Here is a 19,783-nt window from a genome sequence, read left to right on the forward strand (position 1 = left end):
CGTGGCACCACGACCCTTGCATGAAATCGTCGAAGCGGGCTGGGCGAAGGCCCTGGAGCCCGTCACCGGACGGATCGCCGAGATGGGCGACTTCCTGCGCGCGGAGATCGCCGCGGGACGCACCTACCTCCCGGCCGGACCGAACGTCCTGCGGGCCTTCCAGCAACCCTTCGACGAGGTACGGGTCCTGATCGTCGGTCAGGACCCGTATCCGACCCCGGGGCACGCGGTGGGGCTGTCGTTCTCCGTAGCGCCGGAGGTGCGCCCGCTGCCGCCCAGTCTGATCAACATCTACCGCGAGCTGAACACCGACCTCGGGCTGCCCCAGCCGTCCACCGGCGACCTGACCCCGTGGACGCAGCAGGGCGTGCTGCTGCTCAACAGGGCGCTCACCACCGCACCCCGCAGCCCGGGTGCGCATCGCGGCAAGGGCTGGGAAGAGGTCACCGAGCAGGCGATCCGGGCCCTCGCGGCGCGCGGCAAGCCGCTGGTGTCCATCCTGTGGGGCCGTGACGCCCGCAACCTGCGTCCGCTGCTGGGCAGTCTGCCGGCGGTGGAGTCCGCGCATCCCTCGCCCATGTCGGCCGACCGCGGATTCTTCGGTTCGCGCCCGTTCAGCCGGGCCAACGACCTGCTGATCCAGCAGGGCGGACAGCCGGTGGACTGGCGCCTGCCGTGACCGCTCCCGGGTATCTCGCCGTGGACTCCGGCGGTTCCGGCCTCCGGGTCGCCGTCGGTGTCCCGGGGCGGGAGCCCTCGGCCCAGCGGGAGACCCGGGAGCCGGTGCGCACGGGCGAGCGGGGCATCGACCCCGCCCACCTGATGGCACAACTCGTTCCGGTGGCCCGCGCCCTGGCCACCGAGGCGGGGGTGGCCGAGCTGGACACGGCCGTCGTCGGCGCCGCCGGGTTCGCCAGCCTGGGCGACGCCCTGCGCGCCGAACTGCCCGGCGTGCTCGCCCGGGAGCTGGGTGTGCGGACCCTGGCGCTCGCCGCCGACGCCGTCACGGCGTACGTCGGCGCTCTCGGGCCGCGTCCGGGTGCCGTTGTCGCCGCGGGCACCGGGCTGATCGCGATCGGCACGGACCTGACGGGCTGGCGGCGGGCCGACGGCTGGGGCCATCTGCTGGGCGACTGCGGCAGCGGTGCCTGGATCGGCCGGGCCGGTCTGGAGGCGGCGCTGCGCGCCCATGACGGCCGGGCCGGCGGTTCGGCACCGCTGTTGACCTGCGCGGAGGAGCAGTTCGGCCCGGTGCGCGGCCTGCCCGGGCTGCTGTACCCGCGCACCGACCGGGCCGCCGTACTCGCCTCCTTCGCACCGCGGGTGGCCGCGTGCGCCGCGCACGACCCGGTCGCCGCGGACATCCTGCGCGCGGCGGCCGGGCACATGGCCGACTCGGCCGCGGCCGTGTGCCCGGCGGACGGCGCACCCGAAGTCGCGTTCACCGGCGGCCTGTTCAAGATGGGCGACCCGCTCCTCGTACCCCTGCGCGAGGAGCTGGCGCGCAGGCTGCCGCACGCCCGGCAGGTGCCGGCCGAGGGGGACCCGTTGCACGGCTCGGTACGGATCGCGACGGACCTGGCCGCGGGCCGGTTCACCCTGCCGGGTGAACCGGCGCTGCTGTACGTGGTCCGTACGCAGGGTGATTGAAGGCCCGTCAAGGGCGGTTCTGTCCAGGTGCGTGGTTTTGCGTCCGGCATGTGCCTGGTAAGCGTGTCATCTGTACGTAACTCATCAGACAAAACTGGACGTAAACCGCTCACCTGCACCCTCCCCGAACGGCCGAGCCCAGGAAGCCAGTAACATGCGGCGCCATGAGCTCCCCCACTGGACCCGCGTCCGGCCTGCCCGTACGAATGCCGCGACCCCGCCAGCCCGGACGGCACCGCCGCCCGGAGCCGCTGGTGGCTCCCGAGGGCGCGCCCGCGCTCGTCCTCGCGGTGCCCGGCGCGCCCAGCGCCGCCACGCGCAGCCTCGCCGAGGAGGTCGTGAGCATCGCCCGCTCCGAGCTGCCCGGCCTGGACGCCCGGATCGGGTACCTGGACGGGGACGACACCGAGTTCCCCACGCTCCGCTCCGTGCTGGCGCGCACCGCCGAGGAGCGCAGCGCCCGATACGAGCAGGCCGTCGCCGCCGGCGTCGAGGGGATCAAGGAGCCCGACGGCCCGGTCGCGGTCGTCGTTCCGCTGCTGGCCGGTCCGGACAGCGCGCTGCTGCGTCAGATCCGGCAGTCCGTGATGGACAGCCGGGTCGCCGCCGACCTGACCGATGCCCTCGGTCCGCACCCGCTGCTCGCCGAGGCGCTGCACGTGCGACTGTCCGAGGCGAGCCTGGCCCGCGCCGACCGCGCCCGGCTGTTCACCGTGGCCACGGCCGCGGACGGCATCATCCTGGCTTCCGTGGGCGGCGAGGAGGCCGTGCAGGCGGCCGGGATCACCGGCATGCTGCTCGCCGCGCGCCTGGCCGTGCCGGTGATGGCGGCGGCCCTGGACCAGGAGGGTTCCATCTCCTCCGTGGCCGAGCAGCTGCGCGGCTCCGGCTCGCACCAGCTTGCCCTGGCGCCGTACCTGATCGGCCCGGAGATCGACCCGGCGCTGCTGGCCGCCGCGGCCGAGGAGGCGGGCTGCGCGACGGCCGAGGCGCTCGGCGCGTACCCGGCGATCGGCAAGCTCGCGCTCGCCAAGTACACGACGGCGCTGGGCATCGCCCCGCAGCAGGCGCAGAGCGCGCCGGTCCGCTGACGCATCCGGCGTCCGCCGCTCGGCACCTGTGGCAAGGCGAAGGGCCCGCTCCCGTCCCGGAGCGGGCCCTTCGTCTTGCCCGGCCGCGTCCCCTTCACGCTCTCCCGGTGTGCTCTAGCCGAAAACGACGCAGGAGGCCGCGTCGACCCGCACCGAGCCGTCGTAGCGGGGGATGCCCGTCGCCTCGTCCACGGCGAACCAGGTGACGTCACCGGAGCGCTCGTTGGCCGCGTAGAGGTAGCCGTGGTGCTCGGCCAGCGCGCGGGGCCAGCGTCCGCCGCAGGGCACCGTGGCGGTCAGCCGGAGCCCGTCCGCTTCGACGGCGAGGACCGACAGGACGTCCTCGCCGCGGGTCGCGGTCCACACGAAGCGGCCGTCGGGCGAGACGACGATGCCCGAGGGGTAGGCGTCGCCGGCCGGTGCGTCCCGCAGCACGGGGACCTCGGTCAGCGGCTTCAGCGAGCCGGCCGTGGCGTCCCAGCGGCACACCGTGACCGTGGGGGTCAGTTCGTTGACCACGTAGGCGTGCTCGCCGTCCGGGTGGAAGACGAGATGGCGCGGGCCGGAGCCCGGGCGCAGGGCGATCTCGCGGTGCAGGGCGGGGGTGCCGTCCGTGAGGGTGCACACCCGGACCGAGTCCGTCCCGAGGTCGACGCTGACGGCCCACCGGCCGCTGGGGTCGGGTTGCACCTGATGGGCGTGCGGGCCGCGCTGGCGCCGGTCGTGCGGCCCGGAGCCGGTGTGCTGGAGCCGCCCGGAGAGCGCGCCTGCGAGCGTGCCGTCCGGGCGCACGGGTACGGCGGTGACGCTGCCGCAGCCGTAGTTGGCGGTCAGCACATGCCCGGCGTAGAGGCTGAGATGAGTGGGACCGCTGCCGTCCACCCGTACCGGGGCACCGGCGGGTTCGGGCCGGTCGCCGGTGACGCGGTAGGCGGCGACGGCACCCTCGGCCGTCTCGCTGACCGCGTAGAGGGTGGCCCGGTCCCGGGACAGGGCCAGGTAGGAGGGGTCGGGCAGGTCCCGCACGGCGGAGACGAGGGTGAGAGCCCCGGTGCGCGGCGCGACCTCCGCGGTCACCAGTCCGGGGCCGCCGGCCGCCGTGAACGATCCGATGAACGCCCGGCGCCTGCCCGCCGTGCCGTCCTGTGCCACCGCTGTCCCCTCTCGGTCGAGCCCGTCGAGCCGCTCCGGGCCCGACGGTAGCAGTCGGTCAGACGCGGTCTAGACCAAGGGGACGGAGTGGCAGGCCGGTTCTTCGCCGGACTCCCCGGCTCCGCCCCGTCACTCCACCCAGGCCGTGCAGATGGGCAAGGGCGGGTTCGGCGGGCGCTTCGGCGGAGCCACGGACGGGATCGGCACGGCCCGCGATGACCACCTCACCGCGACCTGAGCCAAGGACACGGAGCGGCCAGAGCGGCTCTTCACCGGACCCCCGGATTCCGCTACGTCACTCCACCCAGGCCCCGACCGACCGGGAGACCGACGGCGTCCTCAGCGGCTCCGCCAGATCCGCGAGGGCCCGCTCCAAGCCGTGCAGATGGGCAAGGGCCGGTTCGGCGGGCGCCTCGGCGGGGCCGCGGACGGGTTCGGCGCGGCCCGCGGTGAGGGCCTCGACCGCGGCCTCGACGCGCCAGCAGGCGGCGGCGAGGCGGGCGTCGTGGGAGGCCTCGGGGTCGGCGGCGACCGCGACCAGGCCGCGGATCTCGCGGGCGCAGTCGTCGAGCAGCGCCAGCACCCGGCGGGCCCGTGCCTTGCGCGCCGGCATCGGGTTCAGCGGGTGCACCAGCGGGGCCACCGAGAGCCGGACGCGGCCGAGCAGCTGCTCCAGTTCGGCCACGCGCGGCGCGGGGTCGGCCGTGGCGGAGCCGGCCAGGCGGGCCGCGGCCTCGGCCGTGCAGGCGTGCACGCAGCGCAGGGCCCGCTGGATCCAGGCGTCGGTGGTGGCGTGCGTGGTGACCGGCAGTACGAGCGCCACCGCGAGCGTCGCACCGAGCGCGCCGACCCCCGTCTCGGCGAGCCGCAGCGCGAGCAGTCCCGGGCTGAGGACGCCGAGCAGGCCGTAGAGCAGCTCGGCGAGCAGCGTCACCCAGAGCATCATCCAGGTGTAGGAGACGGCGGCCGTGTAGAAGATGCCGAAGACGGCGACCGCGACGAGGACGGCCGTCGGGAGGGGCGCGCCGTGCACGGGGACGGCGACGAGGAAGCCCAGGCAGATGCCGATCACCGTGCCGAGGACCCGGCGGAAGCCGCGGACCAGCGTCTCGCCGCGCGAGGCGGTGTTGACGAAGATCCACCAGGTGGCGCCGACGGCCCAGTACCAGCGCTGCCCCGACACCAGCTGGCCCAGGACGAGCGCGAATCCGGCGCCCGCGGTCGCCTGCACGGCCTGCCGTGTGGTGACCCGGGCCAGCCCGGTCCCGGCGGGCGGGGCGGGGGCGACGGCCGCAGGGAGCCGACGCTCGTAGCACCACACGCCGAACCGCACGGCGGCCGCGGTGACCACGGAGAGCAGGACGGCGGCGTACAGCTCGGGCAGCTGGGCCGGGGCGGCGTGCAGGAACTGGGCCACGAAGAAGGTCATGAAGGCGAACACGCCGAGGCTGTGCCCGCGCGGCCCCCACCGGCGGGCGTACACACCGGCGCCGACCACGGCCAGGAAGGTGAGGTCGCGGGCGACCGGGTGGTCGTGCAGCTCTGCCGCGGCGGCGAGCACCGGCAGGCCCACGGCGGGCAGCAGCACGGTGGTGACCGCCTGTCCGCGCACGGTCGGGTCGGTGACGGTGAACAGGGCGAGCAGGGCGGCAAGACCCCCGGTGACGGCACCGGCGAGGGAGTGTCCGGCGAGTGCGCAGACCACGACCGCCGCTCCGATGCCGAGGACGGCCCGCGCGGCGAAGCGCAGCCTCGCCCGGCCCGGGTCCGGAGCCACGAACACCCTCTTCAGCACTGCTGCCCTCCCCTGGGACCGGCACAGAAAAGGCGCCGCGGGGATCCGCAGCGCCATCGACACGTCCATGAGAGCATCACCGGGGTCACTGGCTCAAGTGAGGGCCGATTCACTGCACCATTGGCCCGGCAGCGACCGGGTGCGGTGATCCGCCGGAATGCCAACGGCCCAGGTCGGGCGGCACACGCGGCGCCGGGCAACTTGGGCCATTGGTACAGTCGTACATCATGGCCGTGGACGAACTCGACACCCGCATCCTGCGGCTGCTCCTGGAGCAGCCGCGCACCAGCGTGCGTGAGTACGCCCGCATCCTCGGCGTGGCCCGGGGCACGCTCCAGGCGCGGCTGGACCGGATGGAACGGGACGGGGTGATCACCGGCACGGGCCCGTCCCTCTCCCCCGCCGCGCTGGGCCATCCGGTGCTGGCGTTCGTGCACATCGAGGTCACCCAGGGCCATCTGGACGACGTGGGGGACGCGCTGGCGGCCGTACCGGAGATCGTGGAGGCGTTCTCGATCACCGGTGGCGGGGATCTGCTCGCCCGGGTGGTGGGCCGGGACAACGCGCATCTGGAGGACGTGATCCAGAAGCTGATCAGCCTCCCGGGGGTGGTGCGCACCCGCACCGAGGTGGCGCTGCGGGAGCGCGTCCCGTACCGGCTGCTGCCGCTGGTGGAGTCGGTCGGCCGGGCGGCCCGCGCCTGACGCTTGGCATCCTGGACGTCATGAGCGATCTCGGCGCCCTCTCGGTCATCTTCGATCTCGACGGCACGCTGGTGGACAGCGAGCCGAACTACTACGAGGCGAGCCGCCAGACCCTGGCCGAGCACGGCGTCCCCGACTTCACCTGGGCGGACCACGAGAGCTACGTCGGGATCAGCACCCGGGAGACCGTGGCGCTCTGGCGGGAGCGCTACGGCCTGCGCGCCTCGGTGGCGGAGCTGCTGGCCGTGACGAACCGCCGCTATCTGAACCTGGCCCGCACCCGCACGCGCGCGTACCCGGAGATGCGCAAGTTCGTGGAGCTGCTGGCCGCCGAGAACGTGCCCATGGCGGTGGCCTCGGGCTCCTCCCCGGAGGCCATCGGGGCGATCCTGGCGGGCGCCGGTCTGGCCGCCTTCCTGCGCACGGCGGTCTCCGCCGACGAGGTCCCCCACGGGAAGCCCGCACCGGACGTCTTCCTGGAGGCGGCCCGCCGGCTCGGAGCGGACCCGGCCGACTGCGTGGTCCTGGAGGACGCGGCCCCGGGCGCGGCCGCCGCGCACGCGGCCGGCATGCGGTGCATCGCGATCCCGTACGTCCCCGCCCAGGCCGACGCGCCCGGGTTCGCCGCGGCGTCCCTGCTCCTGCGGGGCGGCCAGGGGGAGTTCACGGCACAGTCGGCGTACGCGTGGCTGCGGGACACGGCCCGCTGAACAGGCTCCCTACCCGTCAGTACCGTTGACGCTCCCCCACCCCTTCTCTATCTTCTGGGCGACTTCCCGAACAAGGTTCGATATATCGAACACATGGAATCGAGGAGCACATGGCCCCGCCCCTGTCGCGACGCACCCTCCTCCGAGCGACCGCCCTGACCGCCGCGGCGACCGGCCTGAGCGTCCCCGCCGCCGGCGGGGCGACCGCGGCCGAGCCGGCCGGCGCCCTACGGCCGTTCGCCCTCGGTGACGTCGCCCTCGCCCCCGGCCTCTTCGCCGGCAAACGCGCCCTCATGCTCGACCACGCCCGAGGCTACGACGTGAACCGGCTGCTCCAGGTCTTCCGGGCCAACGCGGGGCTGGACACGGGCGGCGCGGTCGCGCCCGGTGGGTGGGAGGGGCTGGACGGGGAGGCGGGCGGGAACCTGCGCGGGCACTACACCGGGCACTTCCTCACCATGCTGGCGCAGGCGTACGCGAGCACCGGCGAGAAGGTGTTCGGCGACCGGATCCGGACCATGGTCGGTGCGCTGACCGAGGTGCGGGAGGCGCTGCGCCGGGACCCGGTCGTGCTGCCCGCGGACGGCCCCTTCGGCCCGGCCGCGGAACGGGTGCGCGGGTCCTACCAGTACGTCGACCTGCCCGGCGGGGTGCTCGGCGGCGCGACCGCGGTCACACTGTCCGCCTGGGTGAAGCCCGAACACGACGCGAACTGGGCTCGCGTGCTGGACTTCGGCGACGACACCACCCGCTACCTGTATCTCGCCGTGCGCAACGCCGCCGGGGTGCCGAGGTTCGCCGTCACCGTCTCCGGCGCGGGCGGCGAGCAGGGGCTGAACGGCACGGCTCCGCTGCCGCTGGGCCGGTGGAGCCACCTTGCCGTGACCCTCGGCGACGGCACCGGCACCCTCTATGTCAACGGCACCGCCGTGGCCCGCGACACCGCCATGACGCTCACCCCGGCGGCCCTCGGCGGCCTCGCCGAGCACTGGCTGGGCCGCTCGCACTACGCCGCCGACCCGGTGTTCGCGGGCGGCCTGGCGGAGGTCCAGATCTGGTCGCGGGTGCTGAGCTCCGCGCAGATCGCGGAACTCCAGGGCGCCCGCGCGGCCGACACCTCCGCCGGGCCCGGCGACCTGGTGTCGTACCGGCTGGACGAGACGTCCGGCTCACGCTTCGCCGACGCCTCCGGACGGGGCCTGTCCGCCGCCCTGCGCCGCACCTGGGGCGGGCCCAGCCATCCCGGGTTCCTCTCGGCCTACCCGGAGACGCAGTTCATCCTGCTGGAGTCGATGACCGGCAGCGACTACACCAAGGTCTGGGCGCCGTACTACACCGCGCACAAGATCCTTCGCGGGCTGCTGGACGCCCACCTCGCCACCGGTGACGCGCGGGCGCTGGACCTCGCCTCGGGCATGGGCGACTGGATGTACGCGCGGCTGTCCCGGCTGCCCGCGGCCACCCTGCAACGGATGTGGGGGATCTTCTCCAGCGGCGAGTACGGCGGGATCGTCGAGGCGGTCTGCGATCTGCACGACCGCAGCGGCACGCCCGAGCACCTCGCGCTGGCCCGGCTGTTCGACCTGGACCGGCTGATCGACGCGTGCGCCGCGGACACCGACGTCCTCGACGGACTGCACGCCAACCAGCACATCCCGATCTTCACGGGCCTGGTCCGGCTGTACGACGCGACCGGCGAGCAGCGCTACCTGACCGCCGCGAAGAACTTCTGGCGGATGGTCGTACCCCACCGCGTGTACGGCATCGGCGGCACCAGCACCGGCGAGTTCTGGAAGGCGCGGGACGTGATCGCGGGGACGATCGGCGCGACGACGGCGGAGACCTGCTGCGCCTACAACATGCTGAAGCTGAGCCGGGCGCTGTTCCTGCACGAGCCGGACCCGGCGTACATGGACTACTACGAGCGCGCCCTGTACAACCAGGTGCTCGGCAGCAAGCAGGACAAGGCCGACGCCGAGAAGCCGCTCGTCACCTACTTCGTCGGGCTGACACCCGGGCACGTCCGGGACTACACGCCCAAGCAGGGCACGACCTGCTGCGAGGGCACCGGCATGGAGAGCGCCACGAAGTACCAGGACTCGGTGTACTTCGCCGCGGCCGACGGCAGCGCGCTGTACGTGAACCTGTACAGCCCCTCCACCCTCACCTGGGGCGAGCGGGGCGTCACGGTCACCCAGCGCACCGCCTTCCCCGAGGAGCAGGGCAGCACGCTGACCATCGGCGGGGGCCGGGCCTCCTTCGCGCTGCGGCTGCGCGTGCCCGCGTGGGCGACCGCGGGGTTCCGGGTGACGGTCAACGGGCGACCGGTGCGGGGAACCCCGGTCCCCGGCAGCTACTTCACCCTCTCCCGGACCTGGCGGCCCGGGGACACGGTCCGGGTGAGCATGCCGTTCCGGCTGCGGGCCGAGCCGACCCCGGACGACCCGACCCTGCAGGCCCTGTTCTACGGCCCGGTCAACCTGGTCGGCCGCAGCTCGGCGACCACGTACCTGGACGTGGGCCTCTACCGCAACGCGGCCCTCTCCGGCGACCTGCTGCCGTCCCTCACCCCGGTCTCCGGTTCTCCCCTCCACTACACCCTGAACGGCACGGAGTTCGCCCCCTTCCTCGAAGGGACCGAGGACCCGACCCACGCCTACGTCCGACGCGCCGAGCCCCGGGTGGTGTTCGGCGGCCTCGACTCCGGCGTCGCCAACCCCGCCCGCGCCGACGGGACCACGCTGCTCGACGCGGTGTGGGCGGGCGCACCCTTCCGCACCAAGGGCGCGCTGGTCGCACGGGTGCGGGAGGTCGTGGACGGCTGGGTGACCGAGGGCCGGCTCGGACGGGCGGACGGGGAGGCGGTGGTGCGTACGGCACGGGAGGCGTCCTACGTGGGGTGACGGGCCCTGGGGCGACCATGGAGCCGTTCCGGGGTGACGCACGGTGGTTCCGCGTGCACATCAGGTGACTGCTGCATAGCGTGACCCCATGACCACAGTCCAAGCCCGGCCCGCCCCCGACGACCGGCGGTGGAAGGCGCTCGGGGTCTGTCTGGCCGCGGGCTTCATCTCACTGCTCGACACCTCGATCGTGAACGTGGCGCTGCCCTCGTTGGAGCGCGGGCTGGGGGCTTCGGCGGCGACCCAGTCATGGGTGGTCTCCGGGTACGCCCTCACCTTCGGGCTCGCGCTGGTCCCGGCGGGCCGGCTGGGCGACATGCGCGGACGGCGCCAGGCCTTCCTGATCGGGCTCGCCCTGTTCACGGTGGCCTCGTTGGCGTGCGGGCTCGCGCCCAGCCCCGCCTGGCTGGTGGTGTTCCGGCTGATCCAGGGCACGGCGGCGGGCATGGTCGCGCCGCAGACCTCGGGGCTGATCCAGCAGATGTTCCACGGCGACGAGCGGGCCAAGGCCTTCGGTGTGCTCGGCACGGTCATCGGGGTGTCGACGGCGGCCGGCCCCCTGGCGGGCGGTCTGCTGATCGACGCCGGCGGCACCCCAGACGGCTGGCGCTGGGTGTTCTTCGTCAATCTGCCGATCGGGGTGGCCGCCTTCGCAGCGGGGCTCCGGCTGCTGCCCCGCCTCCCGGCGGCGGACAGGCACAAAGAGTTCGACCTGTTCGGGGTGCTGCTCCTCGGCTCCGGCGTGCTCGCGCTCATGCTGCCGCTGGTGCAGGAGCAGCAGTGGACCGGACGGGAGAAGTGGGCGCTGATGCCGGTGGCCCTCGTGCTGCTGGGCGCGTTCTGGGCGTGGGAGAAACGGCAGGGGCTGCGCGGGCGCGCCCCGCTGGTGGACCTGGCGCTGTTCTCCCTGCGCTCCTTCACGCTCGGCGCCCTGATCAGCCTCATGTACTTCGCGGGCTTCACCACCGTCTTCTTCCTCTACGCCATGTACCTGCAGAACGGCGTGGGATACAGCGCGCTGGCGTCGGGTCTCACGGTGCTGCCGTTCGCGGCGGCCTCGGCGGTCGGGGCCGCCGCCGGAGGGCGGCTGGTGGTGCGGTACGGCCGCAAGGTGGTCGTCTGGGGCCTGGCCGGGGTCGCGTTCGGGGTGCTCGGGGTGGTGGCCGCGGTGGAGCTGGTGCCCGGGCGGGGCGTGGGCTGGGCGTCGGCGCTGCCGCTGCTCATCGGAGGCATCGGATCCGGCCTGACGGTCTCCCCGAACACCACCCTCACCCTCACCCGTGTCCCCGTACACCGTGCGGGCGCGGCCGGGGGCGTCCTGCAGACGGGCCAGCGGGTCGGCTCGGCGGCCGGGATCGCGGTCGTGGGCGCGGTGTACTTCGCCCACCTCGCCAACCACGGCCGCACCGGTACGGCGTTGCAGCTAGGACTGCTCACCGCCCTGGGGATCATCGTGATCGCACTCGTGCTGGCGGTCGCCGACCTGCGGGAACGCCAGGTGAATCCCGAACCGGAGAAGGCCGGGGAGACGGTCGGGCGGGGTGCGGCAGACAGCGGCCCCGAGGAGAAGCTCCTGCCCGACTCCTGAAGAAGCGGGCACACGGGGTGAGCGGGAGAGAGGCGCGGTGCCGGGTGCACCGGCCGGGCTCTCGCCTCACGACCGCCGGCGCGGCTTCCCTCGCTTGGCTGCCGGCTTGGCACCGCCCGTCCGGGCACGTGCCGTGCGGCCCCCCGACTTCGCGGACGGCTTGCCCGACGATTTCGCCGATGACTTGGGCTGCGACTTGGCCTGGGACTTCGCCGCCGGGGTCTGCCGGGTGCCGCTCTGACCGGCGCGGTCGCGCTTCTCGTCGGCGGTGGGCTTCGCCGGCGTACGGCCCCGGGTGCTGTTGACCGTGCGCCCGCGGACGATGCCGATGAAGTCCTCCACCAGGTCGGTGGTGGCCTCCTCCGGCCAGGACAGGGCGACGCTCGACCGCGGCGCGTCGACGACCGGACGGTAGGTGAGGTCCCGGCGGTGGTACAGCCGGGCCAGGGACTGCGGGACCATCAGGAGGCCGACGTTCGCCGCCACCAGCTCGATGGCGTCCGGGGTCGTGGCGGGCCGCTCGAAGGCCGGTTCGCCCGGCGGGGCGTCCCAGTCGAAGACGTCGTCCAGGGGATGGAAGAGGACCTCTTCGGCCAGGTCGGCCAGGGTCACCTCGTCCGCGGCCGTGATCAGGTGGTCCTTGGGCACGACGACCACGGTGGTCTCGGTGTACAGCGGGATCGCGCTGAAGAACGTCCGGTCGACCGGCAGCCGGACGAGGCCCGCGTCGGCAGCGCCCGCGCGCAGCACCTCGGGCGCCTCGGCGGCCGGGACCTGGACGAGGGTGAGCGGGATACCGGGCAGGCGCTCGTTCCAGGTCTTCACCCACTTGGCGGGCGTCACCCCGGGAACGTACGCGAGCCGGAACGACGGTGATTCCTCCGAGCCTGTCACCAGGCCAGATTACCGGCAGCCGCCGGGCCCCTCCGTCACCGGCCGTGGTCGGCGCCCCCGCATGCGACCGATACCCTTGACACCATGAAGTCGCAGCAGAGCACCCAGATGATGAAGCCCGCTACCGCGGCGAAGAAGCTGGGCGTGTACCTCCCCGCCACCCCCGCCTCCTTCCAGGAGGGTGCGGTTTCGCGTGCCGAGCTGAACGAGCTGCAGGCCAACCCGCCGGAGTGGCTGCGCGAGCTGCGACTCAACGGTCCCCACCCCCGCCCGGTGGTCGCCGCCAAGCTGGGTGTCTCCATCGCGGGCCTCGCCCGGGGCGGGGTCACCGAGCCGCTGACCACCGAGCAGATCGAGGCGCTCAAGCAGGAGCAGCCCGAGTGGCTGGAGAAGGAGCGCGCCACCCAGGCCGAGGTCCGCAAGGAGGGCGCGCGGCTCAAGAAGCTGAAGAAGGAGAAGGAGAGCGGCGCCGAGCGCGGCTGACCCTTCCGCTCGTCCCGACGCCCTCCGGCTCCGCCGGGGGGCGTCGTCGGTTGTCGTGGCGACACCGGACGGGCCGCCGTTCCCCCGTGCCGGCGGCCCCTCGGGCGCGACGCGTCCGAGCGGGCCGGTGTCGCCGGTTGAAGTGTGCGACGGCCGGGGACGGCACGGGAATGCGTACAAGTACGTACGCCGACGGGGAGAAGCGGGTACGGGTACGCAAGGCAACCGGAGGAACCCGTGCGGCTGGACAAGGCCTACGAACGCATGACGGCCGTCGCCGTGGCGGCGCTGCACGAACGGGAACCCGCGCGGCTGTGGCCGATGCTGGCCGGCACGCTGGCGGACGTGTGCGGTGGTGAGACGGTCATCCACAAGCTGGATGACTGGAGCGAGAGCAGGGGCACGATCGGCTCGGTGCCCGACGCCGCCGCCATGGAGCTGGCCCGGCTCGGGGACGCGGACCTGGGCCTGCTGCGGGCGGGCTACCCCCTCGCCGGCCACTACGCGGCCGGTACCGACCGGACGCCGGTCACCGCACAGCGGGTCGTGGGCCGCACCTGGCCCGACAGCCGGACGGCACGCCTGCTCGGCGAGGTCCTGGGCGTCGACCATGTGCTGGGCGTGCCGCTCCCGCGGAGCACGGCCCCGATCACCGGGTGCCTCGTCTACCGCGCCGGCACGGACTTCACCGACGACCACCTGGTCGCGGCCGAGCGCACACAGCCGCTGCTGGTGGCGGTCGAGCGGCAGCGGCAGTTGCTGGACGAGTGGCGGCGGGCGCTCGGTCCGGCCGGCGCGCCGGACCAGCGGGCGGCGGACCGCGCGCTCACCCCGCGCGAGACCGCCGTCCTGCTGCTCCTCACCGACGCGCTCACCGCCGACGCCATCGGCCGCCGCCTCGGCATCTCGGTCCGTACGGTGCACAAGCACATCGAGAACATCTACCGCAAGCTGGGCACCCGCGACCGGGTCGGTACGGTGCTGCGCGCCCAGCGCCTGGGCCTGGTGCCGACGCCCGGCCGGGCCGGGGCCTGAGGAAACCCGGCCGAGGAGACTCAGCCGGGCGAACCCAGCCGGGGAAGCTCAGCCGAGGAAGCTCAGCCGTACCCGGCGGTCGGGGTTGTCCTTGTTGGTGTCCACCAGGCACACCGACTGCCAGGTGCCGAGTTCCAGGCGTCCGCCGATCACCGGGAGCGTCGCGTGCGGCGGGACGATGGCGGGCAGGACGTGGTCGCGGCCGTGGCCGGGGCTGCCGTGCCGGTGCTGCCAGCGGTCGTCGGCGGGGAGCAGCGTGTGCAGGGCGGCGAGGAGGTCGTCGTCGCTGCCGGCGCCCGTCTCGATGACGGCGATTCCGGCGGTGGCGTGCGGGACGAAGATGTTGAGCAGGCCGTCCCGGCCGGCCGCCGCCTCCCGCAGGAACTCCTCACAGTCGGCGGTGAGGTCGACGACGCGTTCCCGGGTTCCGGTGGAGACGTGCAGCATGCGCGTGGTGAAGGCATCGGACATGCCCCCATCCTCGCCCATACGCCGGATTCCACACACCGCCGCACCCACGAATTCTGATACGCAAGGTCCACCAGACGAGACACCGTTGACCTGCACGCGCCCATCTGGCTACGTTCAGCCGCATGTTGCGTTCAGCCCTGCTCACCACGCGCGGTCACATCGACCTGCTGCGGGTGACCTCCGCCGCGTGTCGCCGCGGCTGCTGACGCCCTTTCTCTCCCTTTCTTCTCTTTACGCGGGCTCTGCCGGCCTGTCCGCAGGCATCGCACAGCGGCGCTGATCCGCCTTCCCCCCTCCCTGCTCTTCTCCCCGTGGAGCATTCATGAGCATCAGCCACGCCTCACCCCATTCCCCAGAACCGGATATTTCCTACATATCCAAGAATGCCCCTGGTGCGCTTTCGCCCGGACACGCGTCCCCCGACCTCCAGCCCGTCGTCCCCGCCTCCGCCCGTCGCGCCCGGGTCCCCCGCTGGCTGCGCCGCACCACCGGCCCGCTCCTGTTGCTGGCCCTGTGGCAACTCCTCAGCGGGACAGGGCTGTTGGCGGCGGACGTGCTCGCCTCACCGGGCCGGATCGCGCAGGTCGGCTGGGATCTGGTCGGCGACGGTTCGCTGCCGTCGGCCATGGCGACCTCGCTCCAGCGGGTCGCGTTCGGGCTGCTGTTCGGCACCGTGGTCGGCACCGGACTCGCCCTGCTCTCGGGGCTGTTCCGGATCGGCGAGGACCTGGTGGACGCCCCGGTGCAGATGCTGCGGACGGTGCCGTTCGTCGGTCTCATCCCGCTGTTCATCATCTGGTTCGGGATCGGCGAGACCCCGAAGATCGCGATCATCACGCTCGGTGTGACCTTCCCGCTCTACCTCAACGTCTACGCCGGCATCCGCGGCGTGGACGCCCAGCTCATCGAGGCCGGTGAGTCGTTGGGGCTGTCCCGCTGGGGGCTGGTACGGCATGTGGTGCTGCCGGGCGCGCTGCCCGGGGCGCTGACCGGGCTGCGCTACTCGCTCGGCATCGCCTGGCTCGCGCTCGTCTTCGCCGAGCAGGTCAACGCCGACGCCGGCATCGGCTTCCTGATGGTGCAGGCGCGGGACTTCCTGCGGACCGACGTGATCGTGGTCTGCCTGATCGTCTACGCCTTCCTCGGCCTGCTCGCCGATTTCATCGTCCGCTCCCTCGAAAGGCTGCTGCTGCAATGGCGACCGACGTTCACCGGCCGGTGACCGGACAGGCGGTCCGTGTCGAGGGGCTGACCCGCTCCTTCGACGGCCGCGCGGTCATCGACGACCTCCGACTCGACATCGCGCCCGGCGAGTTCGTCGCCCTGCTCGGCCGCAGCGGCTGCGGCAAGTCGACTCTGCTGCGGATCCTGGCGGGCCTGGACCGGGACATCGAGGGCACGGTCCTGGTCCCGCGCCGCCGGGCCGTCGCTTTCCAGGCGCCCCGGCTCATGCCCTGGAAGAAGGTGTGGCGCAACGTCCTGCTCGGACTGCCCGGCAGGCCCGAACGCACCGACGCCGAGCGGGCGTTGGACGAGGTCGGTCTCGGTCACCGCGTCGACGCCTGGCCGAAGACCCTCTCCGGGGGCGAGGCCCAGCGCGCCTCCCTCGCCCGCGCGCTGGTCCGCGAACCCGATCTGCTGCTGCTCGACGAGCCGTTCGGCGCCCTCGACGCCCTCACCCGGATCAAGGCCCAGCGTCTGGTCGGGGAGTTGTGGCGGCGCCGGGGCTGCGCGGTGCTGCTGGTCACGCACGACGTCGAGGAGGCGGTGCTGCTCGCCGACCGCGTCCTGGTGATGGACGGCGGCCGGATCGCCCACGAGCAGCGCATCGACCTGGACCGGCCCCGCGAGATCACCGACCCCCGGTTCGCCGCGCTCCGCGGCCGGCTGCTCGAACGGCTCGGCGTGGACACCGCCGCCGAAGCCGCATGAACCCCCTCGAAGCCCCGAAGCTCCCGCACACGAACGGAACCGCCATGTCACGACGACTCGTCCCCGCCGCGCTGCTCCTCCCCTTCGCGCTCCTGCTCACCGCCTGCGGCGGGAACGCGTCCGCCGGCGCCGGCGGCGACATCGACGGAAAGGGCTCCGTCACCCTCGAGGTCGGTGACCAGAAGGGCGGTTCGGAGGCCATCCTGCGCGCCGCCGGAGAGCTGAAGAACCTGGACTACAAGATCAAGTGGTCGACCTTCACCTCCGGCCCGCCGCTGCTGGAGGCGGTGAACGCGAAGGCCGTCGACATAGGCGGTGTCGGCAACACCCCGCCCGTCTTCGCGGCCGGCGCCGGCTCGAAGATCTCCGTCGTCGCCGCCTGGCACGGCACCTCCAAGGGCGACACCATCCTCGTGCCGAACGGCTCCGGGCTGACCAGGCCGCAGCAGCTCAAGGGCAGGTCCGTCGCGGTCGCGCAGGGTTCGTCCGCGCACTACCAGCTGGTCGCCTCGCTCAAGGCGGCCGGGCTGAGCCTGTCCGACGTCGAGGTCAAGTACCTGCAGCCGGCCGACGCGCTCGCCGCGTTCACGTCCGGCAAGGTCGACGCGTGGGCGGTCTGGGACCCGTACACCTCGCAGATCCTCCAGGCCAGGCAGGGCCGGGTGCTCACCACCGGCGACGGCATCACCAACGGCCTCTCCTTCCAGGTCGCCGCGCCCGCCGCGCTGAAGGACCCCAAGAAGGCCGCCGCCATCAAGGACTACCTGGCGCGGCTGCGGCGGGCCACGGCCTGGGTGTCCGACCACCAGGAGGAGTGGGCCAAGGTGTGGGCGAAGGACACCGGGCTGCCGTACGAGGTGGCGCTGGCGTCCGTGAAGCGCACGAACTCGACCCGTGTCGCGGTCGCCGTCGACAAGCCGCTCATCGCCTCCGAGCAGCAGATCGCCGACGCGTTCACCAAGTTGAAGCTGATTCCGCGGAAGGTGGACTTCGCCGACTTCGTGGACCCGCGGTACAACGGCGGCCTGCCGCCGTCGACCACCCCGGCCAAGGGCTGAGGAAGGAGACGCCGGTATGACCGTACGACTGCACTGGTTCCTGCCGACCGGCGGCGACGGCCGCACTCTGGTGGACCGGCACGCCTACGGCCCGCCGGACTCCGGCAGGGCCGCGGGGGTGCGCGCCCCGGACATCGAGTACCTGGCGCAGATCGCCAAGGCCGCCGAGCAGCTGGGCTTCGAGGCGGTGCTGACACCCACCGGCACATGGTGCGAGGACGCCTGGCTGACCACGGCCGCACTCGCCCAGCACACCGAGCGGCTGAAGTTCCTGGTGGCGTTCCGGCCGGGGCTGCTCTCGCCGACGCTGGCCGCGCAGATGGCCGCCACCTTTCAACGGGTGACCCGGGGCCGGCTGCTGCTGAACGTGGTGACCGGCGGCGACTCGGCCGAGCAGCGGCGCTTCGGCGACCACCTGGACCACGACCAGCGGTACGCGCGCACCGACGAGTTCCTGTCGGTCGTCCGCGGAGTGTGGCGCGGGGAGCCGTACGACTTCCGGGGCGCGCACTACCGGGTCGAGGGCGGACTGACCGTGCTGCCGCCCGACCCGGTGCCGCAGCTGTTCTTCGGTGGCTCCTCGCCGGCCGCCGGGCCGGTGGCGGCACGGCACGCGGATGTGTACCTGACCTGGGGCGAACCCCCGGCCCAGGTGAAGGAGAAGACCGACTGGATCCGGTCGCTGGCCGAGCGCGAGGGCCGCACGGTCCGCTTCGGCATCCGGCTGCACACCATCTCCCGGGACTCCGCCGCCGAGGCGTGGGCGACGGCGAACCGGCTGCTCGACGACCTGGACGCCGAGACGATCGCCGCCGCGCAGGCCGCCCTCGGCAGGAGCGAGTCGGTGGGCCAGCGGCGGATGCTGGCACTGCACGGCGGCTCCGGGGACCGGCTGGAGATCCACCCGAACCTGTGGGCAGGGGTGGGTCTGGTGCGGGGCGGCGCGGGTACCGCGCTGGTCGGCAGCCATGCCGAGGTCGCCGACCGGATCGAGGAGTACCACGCCCTCGGCATCGAGCACTTCGTGCTCTCCGGATATCCGCACCTGGAGGAGGCGTACTGGTTCGGGGAGGGGGTGATCCCCGAGCTGGCGGCGCGCGGGCTGCTGGAGCGGCCGGTCACCGCGGGCGGCGCGCCGCTGCTCGCGGCGAGCGGGCGCTGAGCAGCCGGCGGAATCACGGCGCCGAGCAGCCGGGAAGATCCGCGCACGGCTCCCTGTTGGGGAAGGCGTGAACGAAGCACGCGAGGTCGAGGTCGTCGTCATCGGCGCGGGTCAGGCCGGTCTGGCCGCCGCCTATCACCTGCGGCGCACCGGCTTCGAGCCGGACCGCGACTTCGTGGTCGTCGACCACGCCCCCGGGCCGGGCGGTGCCTGGCAGTTCCGGTGGCCTTCGCTGACGTTCGGCAAGGTGCACGGGATGCACGCGCTGCCCGGCATGGAGCTGACGGACGCCGACCCGGCACGGCCCTCGGCCGAGGTCGTCGCGGAGTACTTCGAGCGGTACGAGCGCACCTTCGACCTGCGGGTACGGCGGCCGGTGGATGTGCGTGCGGTGCGCGAGGGCACCGGAGGGCGGCTGCTCGTGGAGACGTCGGACGGCACCTGGTCGACGCGGGCGCTGATCAACGCGACCGGCACCTGGGACCGGCCGTTCTGGCCGCGGTACCCGGGCCAGGAGACCTTCCAGGGACGGCAGTTGCACACCGCGCAGTACGCCGGACCCGAGGAGTTCGCCGGGCAGCGGGTGGTGGTCGTGGGCGGTGGCGCCTCGGGCACCCAGCATCTGCTGGAGATCGCGCGGTACGCCGCCGCGACCACCTGGGTCACCCGGCGGCCCCCGGTCTTCCGCGAGGGGCCGTTCGACCAGGAGGCGGGCCGAGCGGCCGTCGCGCTGGTGGAGGAACGGGTGCGGCAGGGGCTGCCGCCGCGCAGTGTGGTCTCGGTCACCGGGCTGCCCCTGAACGACGCCGTCCGGCAGGGTCTCTCGGACGGGGTCCTGGACCGGCAGCCGATGTTCGACCGGATCACCCCGGACGGCGTGGAGTGGCGGGACGGCCGGCGGGTGGCCGCCGACGTGATCCTGTGGGCGACCGGTTTCCGGGCCGCGCTCGACCATCTCGCCCCGCTGCGGCTGCGCGAGCCGGGCGGCGGCATCCAGGTGGAGGGCACCCGTGCGGTCGCCGATCCACGGATCCACCTCGTCGGCTACGGCCCCTCGGCGAGCACCATCGGGGCCAACCGGGCCGGGCGCTCGGCCGTCCGGGACATCAGGCGGCTGCTGGCCGAGGAGTCGGTCGCCGCGTGACGCCCCGCCGG

General features: G+C 73.5%; 19 protein-coding genes. 15 read left to right on the forward strand and 4 right to left on the reverse strand.

Translation table 11 applies throughout. The features are described 5' to 3' along the window. The first annotated feature begins 1 nt into the window (after position 1). The 3 genes from ABZ937_RS21020 (at position 2) to ABZ937_RS21030 (ending at position 2,741) form a co-directional block, all read left to right on the forward strand. Positions 2 to 679 carry a uracil-DNA glycosylase gene (locus ABZ937_RS21020; RefSeq protein WP_361693942.1) on the forward strand — a complete coding sequence of 226 codons (678 nt, stop codon included), beginning with the start codon at positions 2 to 4 and terminating at the stop codon, positions 677 to 679. Next, positions 676 to 1,650, forward strand: a complete 975-nt coding sequence (locus ABZ937_RS21025) for a BadF/BadG/BcrA/BcrD ATPase family protein (RefSeq protein WP_361693944.1) — start codon at positions 676 to 678, stop codon at positions 1,648 to 1,650. The genes ABZ937_RS21020 and ABZ937_RS21025 overlap by 4 nt, the downstream gene beginning before the upstream one ends. A gap of 164 nt (positions 1,651 to 1,814) precedes the next feature. Then, a complete protein-coding gene (locus ABZ937_RS21030) occupies positions 1,815 to 2,741 on the forward strand; it encodes a hypothetical protein (RefSeq protein ID WP_361693946.1) in 927 nt (308 codons plus the stop codon). Positions 2,742 to 2,855: 114 nt separating this feature from the next. On the opposite strand, the gene ABZ937_RS21035 is transcribed toward ABZ937_RS21030, so the two are convergent. Both ABZ937_RS21035 and ABZ937_RS21040 read right to left on the reverse strand, forming a co-directional pair. Beyond that, on the reverse strand, positions 2,856 to 3,893 hold the full coding sequence (locus ABZ937_RS21035) for a lactonase family protein (RefSeq protein WP_361693948.1): 1,038 nt from the start codon (positions 3,891 to 3,893) through the stop codon (positions 2,856 to 2,858). A gap of 295 nt (positions 3,894 to 4,188) precedes the next feature. Further along, positions 4,189 to 5,688, reverse strand: a complete 1,500-nt coding sequence (locus tag ABZ937_RS21040; RefSeq protein WP_361693950.1) for an FUSC family protein — start codon at positions 5,686 to 5,688, stop codon at positions 4,189 to 4,191. A gap of 227 nt (positions 5,689 to 5,915) precedes the next feature. Between ABZ937_RS21040 and ABZ937_RS21045 the strand changes: the two genes are divergently transcribed. From ABZ937_RS21045 to ABZ937_RS21060, 4 genes are all read left to right on the forward strand, one after another. After that, positions 5,916 to 6,392: an Lrp/AsnC family transcriptional regulator gene (locus ABZ937_RS21045; protein ID WP_189300821.1), complete on the forward strand. Its 477-nt coding sequence runs from the start codon at positions 5,916 to 5,918 to the stop codon at positions 6,390 to 6,392. 20 nt (positions 6,393 to 6,412) lie between these two features. Further along, positions 6,413 to 7,102 (forward strand): HAD family phosphatase, encoded by a 690-nt coding sequence (locus ABZ937_RS21050; RefSeq protein WP_361693952.1) that lies wholly within the window; start codon positions 6,413 to 6,415, stop codon positions 7,100 to 7,102. 110 nt (positions 7,103 to 7,212) lie between these two features. After that, positions 7,213 to 10,005, forward strand: coding sequence for a beta-L-arabinofuranosidase domain-containing protein (locus ABZ937_RS21055; protein ID WP_361693954.1), 2,793 nt, complete (start codon positions 7,213 to 7,215; stop codon positions 10,003 to 10,005). 88 nt (positions 10,006 to 10,093) lie between these two features. Next, positions 10,094 to 11,593 (forward strand): MFS transporter, encoded by a 1,500-nt coding sequence (locus ABZ937_RS21060; protein WP_361693956.1) that lies wholly within the window; start codon positions 10,094 to 10,096, stop codon positions 11,591 to 11,593. A 66-nt stretch (positions 11,594 to 11,659) separates the two neighbouring features. On the opposite strand, the gene ABZ937_RS21065 is transcribed toward ABZ937_RS21060, so the two are convergent. Then, positions 11,660 to 12,487 (reverse strand): LysR family substrate-binding domain-containing protein, encoded by an 828-nt coding sequence (locus tag ABZ937_RS21065; RefSeq protein WP_361693958.1) that lies wholly within the window; start codon positions 12,485 to 12,487, stop codon positions 11,660 to 11,662. An 84-nt stretch (positions 12,488 to 12,571) separates the two neighbouring features. Here ABZ937_RS21065 and ABZ937_RS21070 point away from each other — a divergent pair, with 84 nt between their 5' ends. Together ABZ937_RS21070 and ABZ937_RS21075 are read left to right on the forward strand one after the other, a co-directional pair. Beyond that, positions 12,572 to 12,970 carry a DUF5997 family protein gene (locus tag ABZ937_RS21070; RefSeq protein ID WP_361693960.1) on the forward strand — a complete coding sequence of 133 codons (399 nt, stop codon included), beginning with the start codon at positions 12,572 to 12,574 and terminating at the stop codon, positions 12,968 to 12,970. Positions 12,971 to 13,207: 237 nt separating this feature from the next. Beyond that, positions 13,208 to 14,005, forward strand: a complete 798-nt coding sequence (locus ABZ937_RS21075) for a LuxR C-terminal-related transcriptional regulator (protein WP_361693962.1) — start codon at positions 13,208 to 13,210, stop codon at positions 14,003 to 14,005. 48 nt (positions 14,006 to 14,053) lie between these two features. Here ABZ937_RS21075 and ABZ937_RS21080 read toward each other — a convergent pair whose 3' ends face one another. After that, complete coding sequence (locus tag ABZ937_RS21080) at positions 14,054 to 14,476, reverse strand: secondary thiamine-phosphate synthase enzyme YjbQ (protein WP_030775337.1); 423 nt, start codon at positions 14,474 to 14,476, stop codon at positions 14,054 to 14,056. 122 nt (positions 14,477 to 14,598) lie between these two features. On the opposite strand from ABZ937_RS21080, the gene ABZ937_RS21085 reads away from it, so the two are divergent. The 6 genes from ABZ937_RS21085 to ABZ937_RS21110 all read left to right on the forward strand — a co-directional run bounded on the left by ABZ937_RS21085 (position 14,599) and on the right by ABZ937_RS21110 (position 19,772). Beyond that, positions 14,599 to 14,682, forward strand: coding sequence for a putative leader peptide (locus ABZ937_RS21085; RefSeq protein WP_311737185.1), 84 nt, complete (start codon positions 14,599 to 14,601; stop codon positions 14,680 to 14,682). A gap of 116 nt (positions 14,683 to 14,798) precedes the next feature. Beyond that, a complete protein-coding gene (locus ABZ937_RS21090; RefSeq protein ID WP_361693964.1) occupies positions 14,799 to 15,698 on the forward strand; it encodes an ABC transporter permease in 900 nt (299 codons plus the stop codon). Beyond that, positions 15,671 to 16,408 (forward strand): ABC transporter ATP-binding protein, encoded by a 738-nt coding sequence (locus ABZ937_RS21095; RefSeq protein WP_361693966.1) that lies wholly within the window; start codon positions 15,671 to 15,673, stop codon positions 16,406 to 16,408. The genes ABZ937_RS21090 and ABZ937_RS21095 overlap by 28 nt, the downstream gene beginning before the upstream one ends. A gap of 44 nt (positions 16,409 to 16,452) precedes the next feature. Next, a complete protein-coding gene (locus ABZ937_RS21100; protein ID WP_361693968.1) occupies positions 16,453 to 17,466 on the forward strand; it encodes an ABC transporter substrate-binding protein in 1,014 nt (337 codons plus the stop codon). A gap of 16 nt (positions 17,467 to 17,482) precedes the next feature. Beyond that, positions 17,483 to 18,628: an LLM class flavin-dependent oxidoreductase gene (locus ABZ937_RS21105; RefSeq protein ID WP_361693970.1), complete on the forward strand. Its 1,146-nt coding sequence runs from the start codon at positions 17,483 to 17,485 to the stop codon at positions 18,626 to 18,628. 67 nt (positions 18,629 to 18,695) lie between these two features. Then, positions 18,696 to 19,772 (forward strand): NAD(P)-binding domain-containing protein, encoded by a 1,077-nt coding sequence (locus tag ABZ937_RS21110; RefSeq protein WP_361693972.1) that lies wholly within the window; start codon positions 18,696 to 18,698, stop codon positions 19,770 to 19,772. The last annotated feature ends 11 nt before the right edge of the window (positions 19,773 to 19,783 follow it).

The organism is Streptomyces sp. NPDC046727 (genome assembly GCF_040645635.1).
In the GTDB taxonomy this organism is placed as follows: Bacteria; Actinomycetota; Actinomycetes; order Streptomycetales; family Streptomycetaceae; genus Streptomyces.

Bases quoted from the DNA above. Each gene is read 5' to 3' on its own strand.
- ABZ937_RS21045 (WP_189300821.1), top strand. From the start codon at position 5,916: ATGGCCGTGGACGAACTCGACACCCGCATCCTGCGGCTGCTCCTGGAG.
- ABZ937_RS21095 (WP_361693966.1), top strand. From the start codon at position 15,671: ATGGCGACCGACGTTCACCGGCCGGTGACCGGACAGGCGGTCCGTGTC.
- ABZ937_RS21080 (WP_030775337.1), bottom strand. From the start codon at position 14,476: ATGTCCGATGCCTTCACCACGCGCATGCTGCACGTCTCCACCGGAACC.
- ABZ937_RS21085 (WP_311737185.1), top strand. From the start codon at position 14,599: ATGTTGCGTTCAGCCCTGCTCACCACGCGCGGTCACATCGACCTGCTG.
- ABZ937_RS21055 (WP_361693954.1), top strand. From the start codon at position 7,213: ATGGCCCCGCCCCTGTCGCGACGCACCCTCCTCCGAGCGACCGCCCTG.
- ABZ937_RS21090 (WP_361693964.1), top strand. From the start codon at position 14,799: ATGAGCATCAGCCACGCCTCACCCCATTCCCCAGAACCGGATATTTCC.
- ABZ937_RS21060 (WP_361693956.1), top strand. From the start codon at position 10,094: ATGACCACAGTCCAAGCCCGGCCCGCCCCCGACGACCGGCGGTGGAAG.
- ABZ937_RS21070 (WP_361693960.1), top strand. From the start codon at position 12,572: ATGAAGTCGCAGCAGAGCACCCAGATGATGAAGCCCGCTACCGCGGCG.
- ABZ937_RS21105 (WP_361693970.1), top strand. From the start codon at position 17,483: ATGACCGTACGACTGCACTGGTTCCTGCCGACCGGCGGCGACGGCCGC.
- ABZ937_RS21100 (WP_361693968.1), top strand. From the start codon at position 16,453: ATGTCACGACGACTCGTCCCCGCCGCGCTGCTCCTCCCCTTCGCGCTC.
- ABZ937_RS21050 (WP_361693952.1), top strand. From the start codon at position 6,413: ATGAGCGATCTCGGCGCCCTCTCGGTCATCTTCGATCTCGACGGCACG.
- ABZ937_RS21030 (WP_361693946.1), top strand. From the start codon at position 1,815: ATGAGCTCCCCCACTGGACCCGCGTCCGGCCTGCCCGTACGAATGCCG.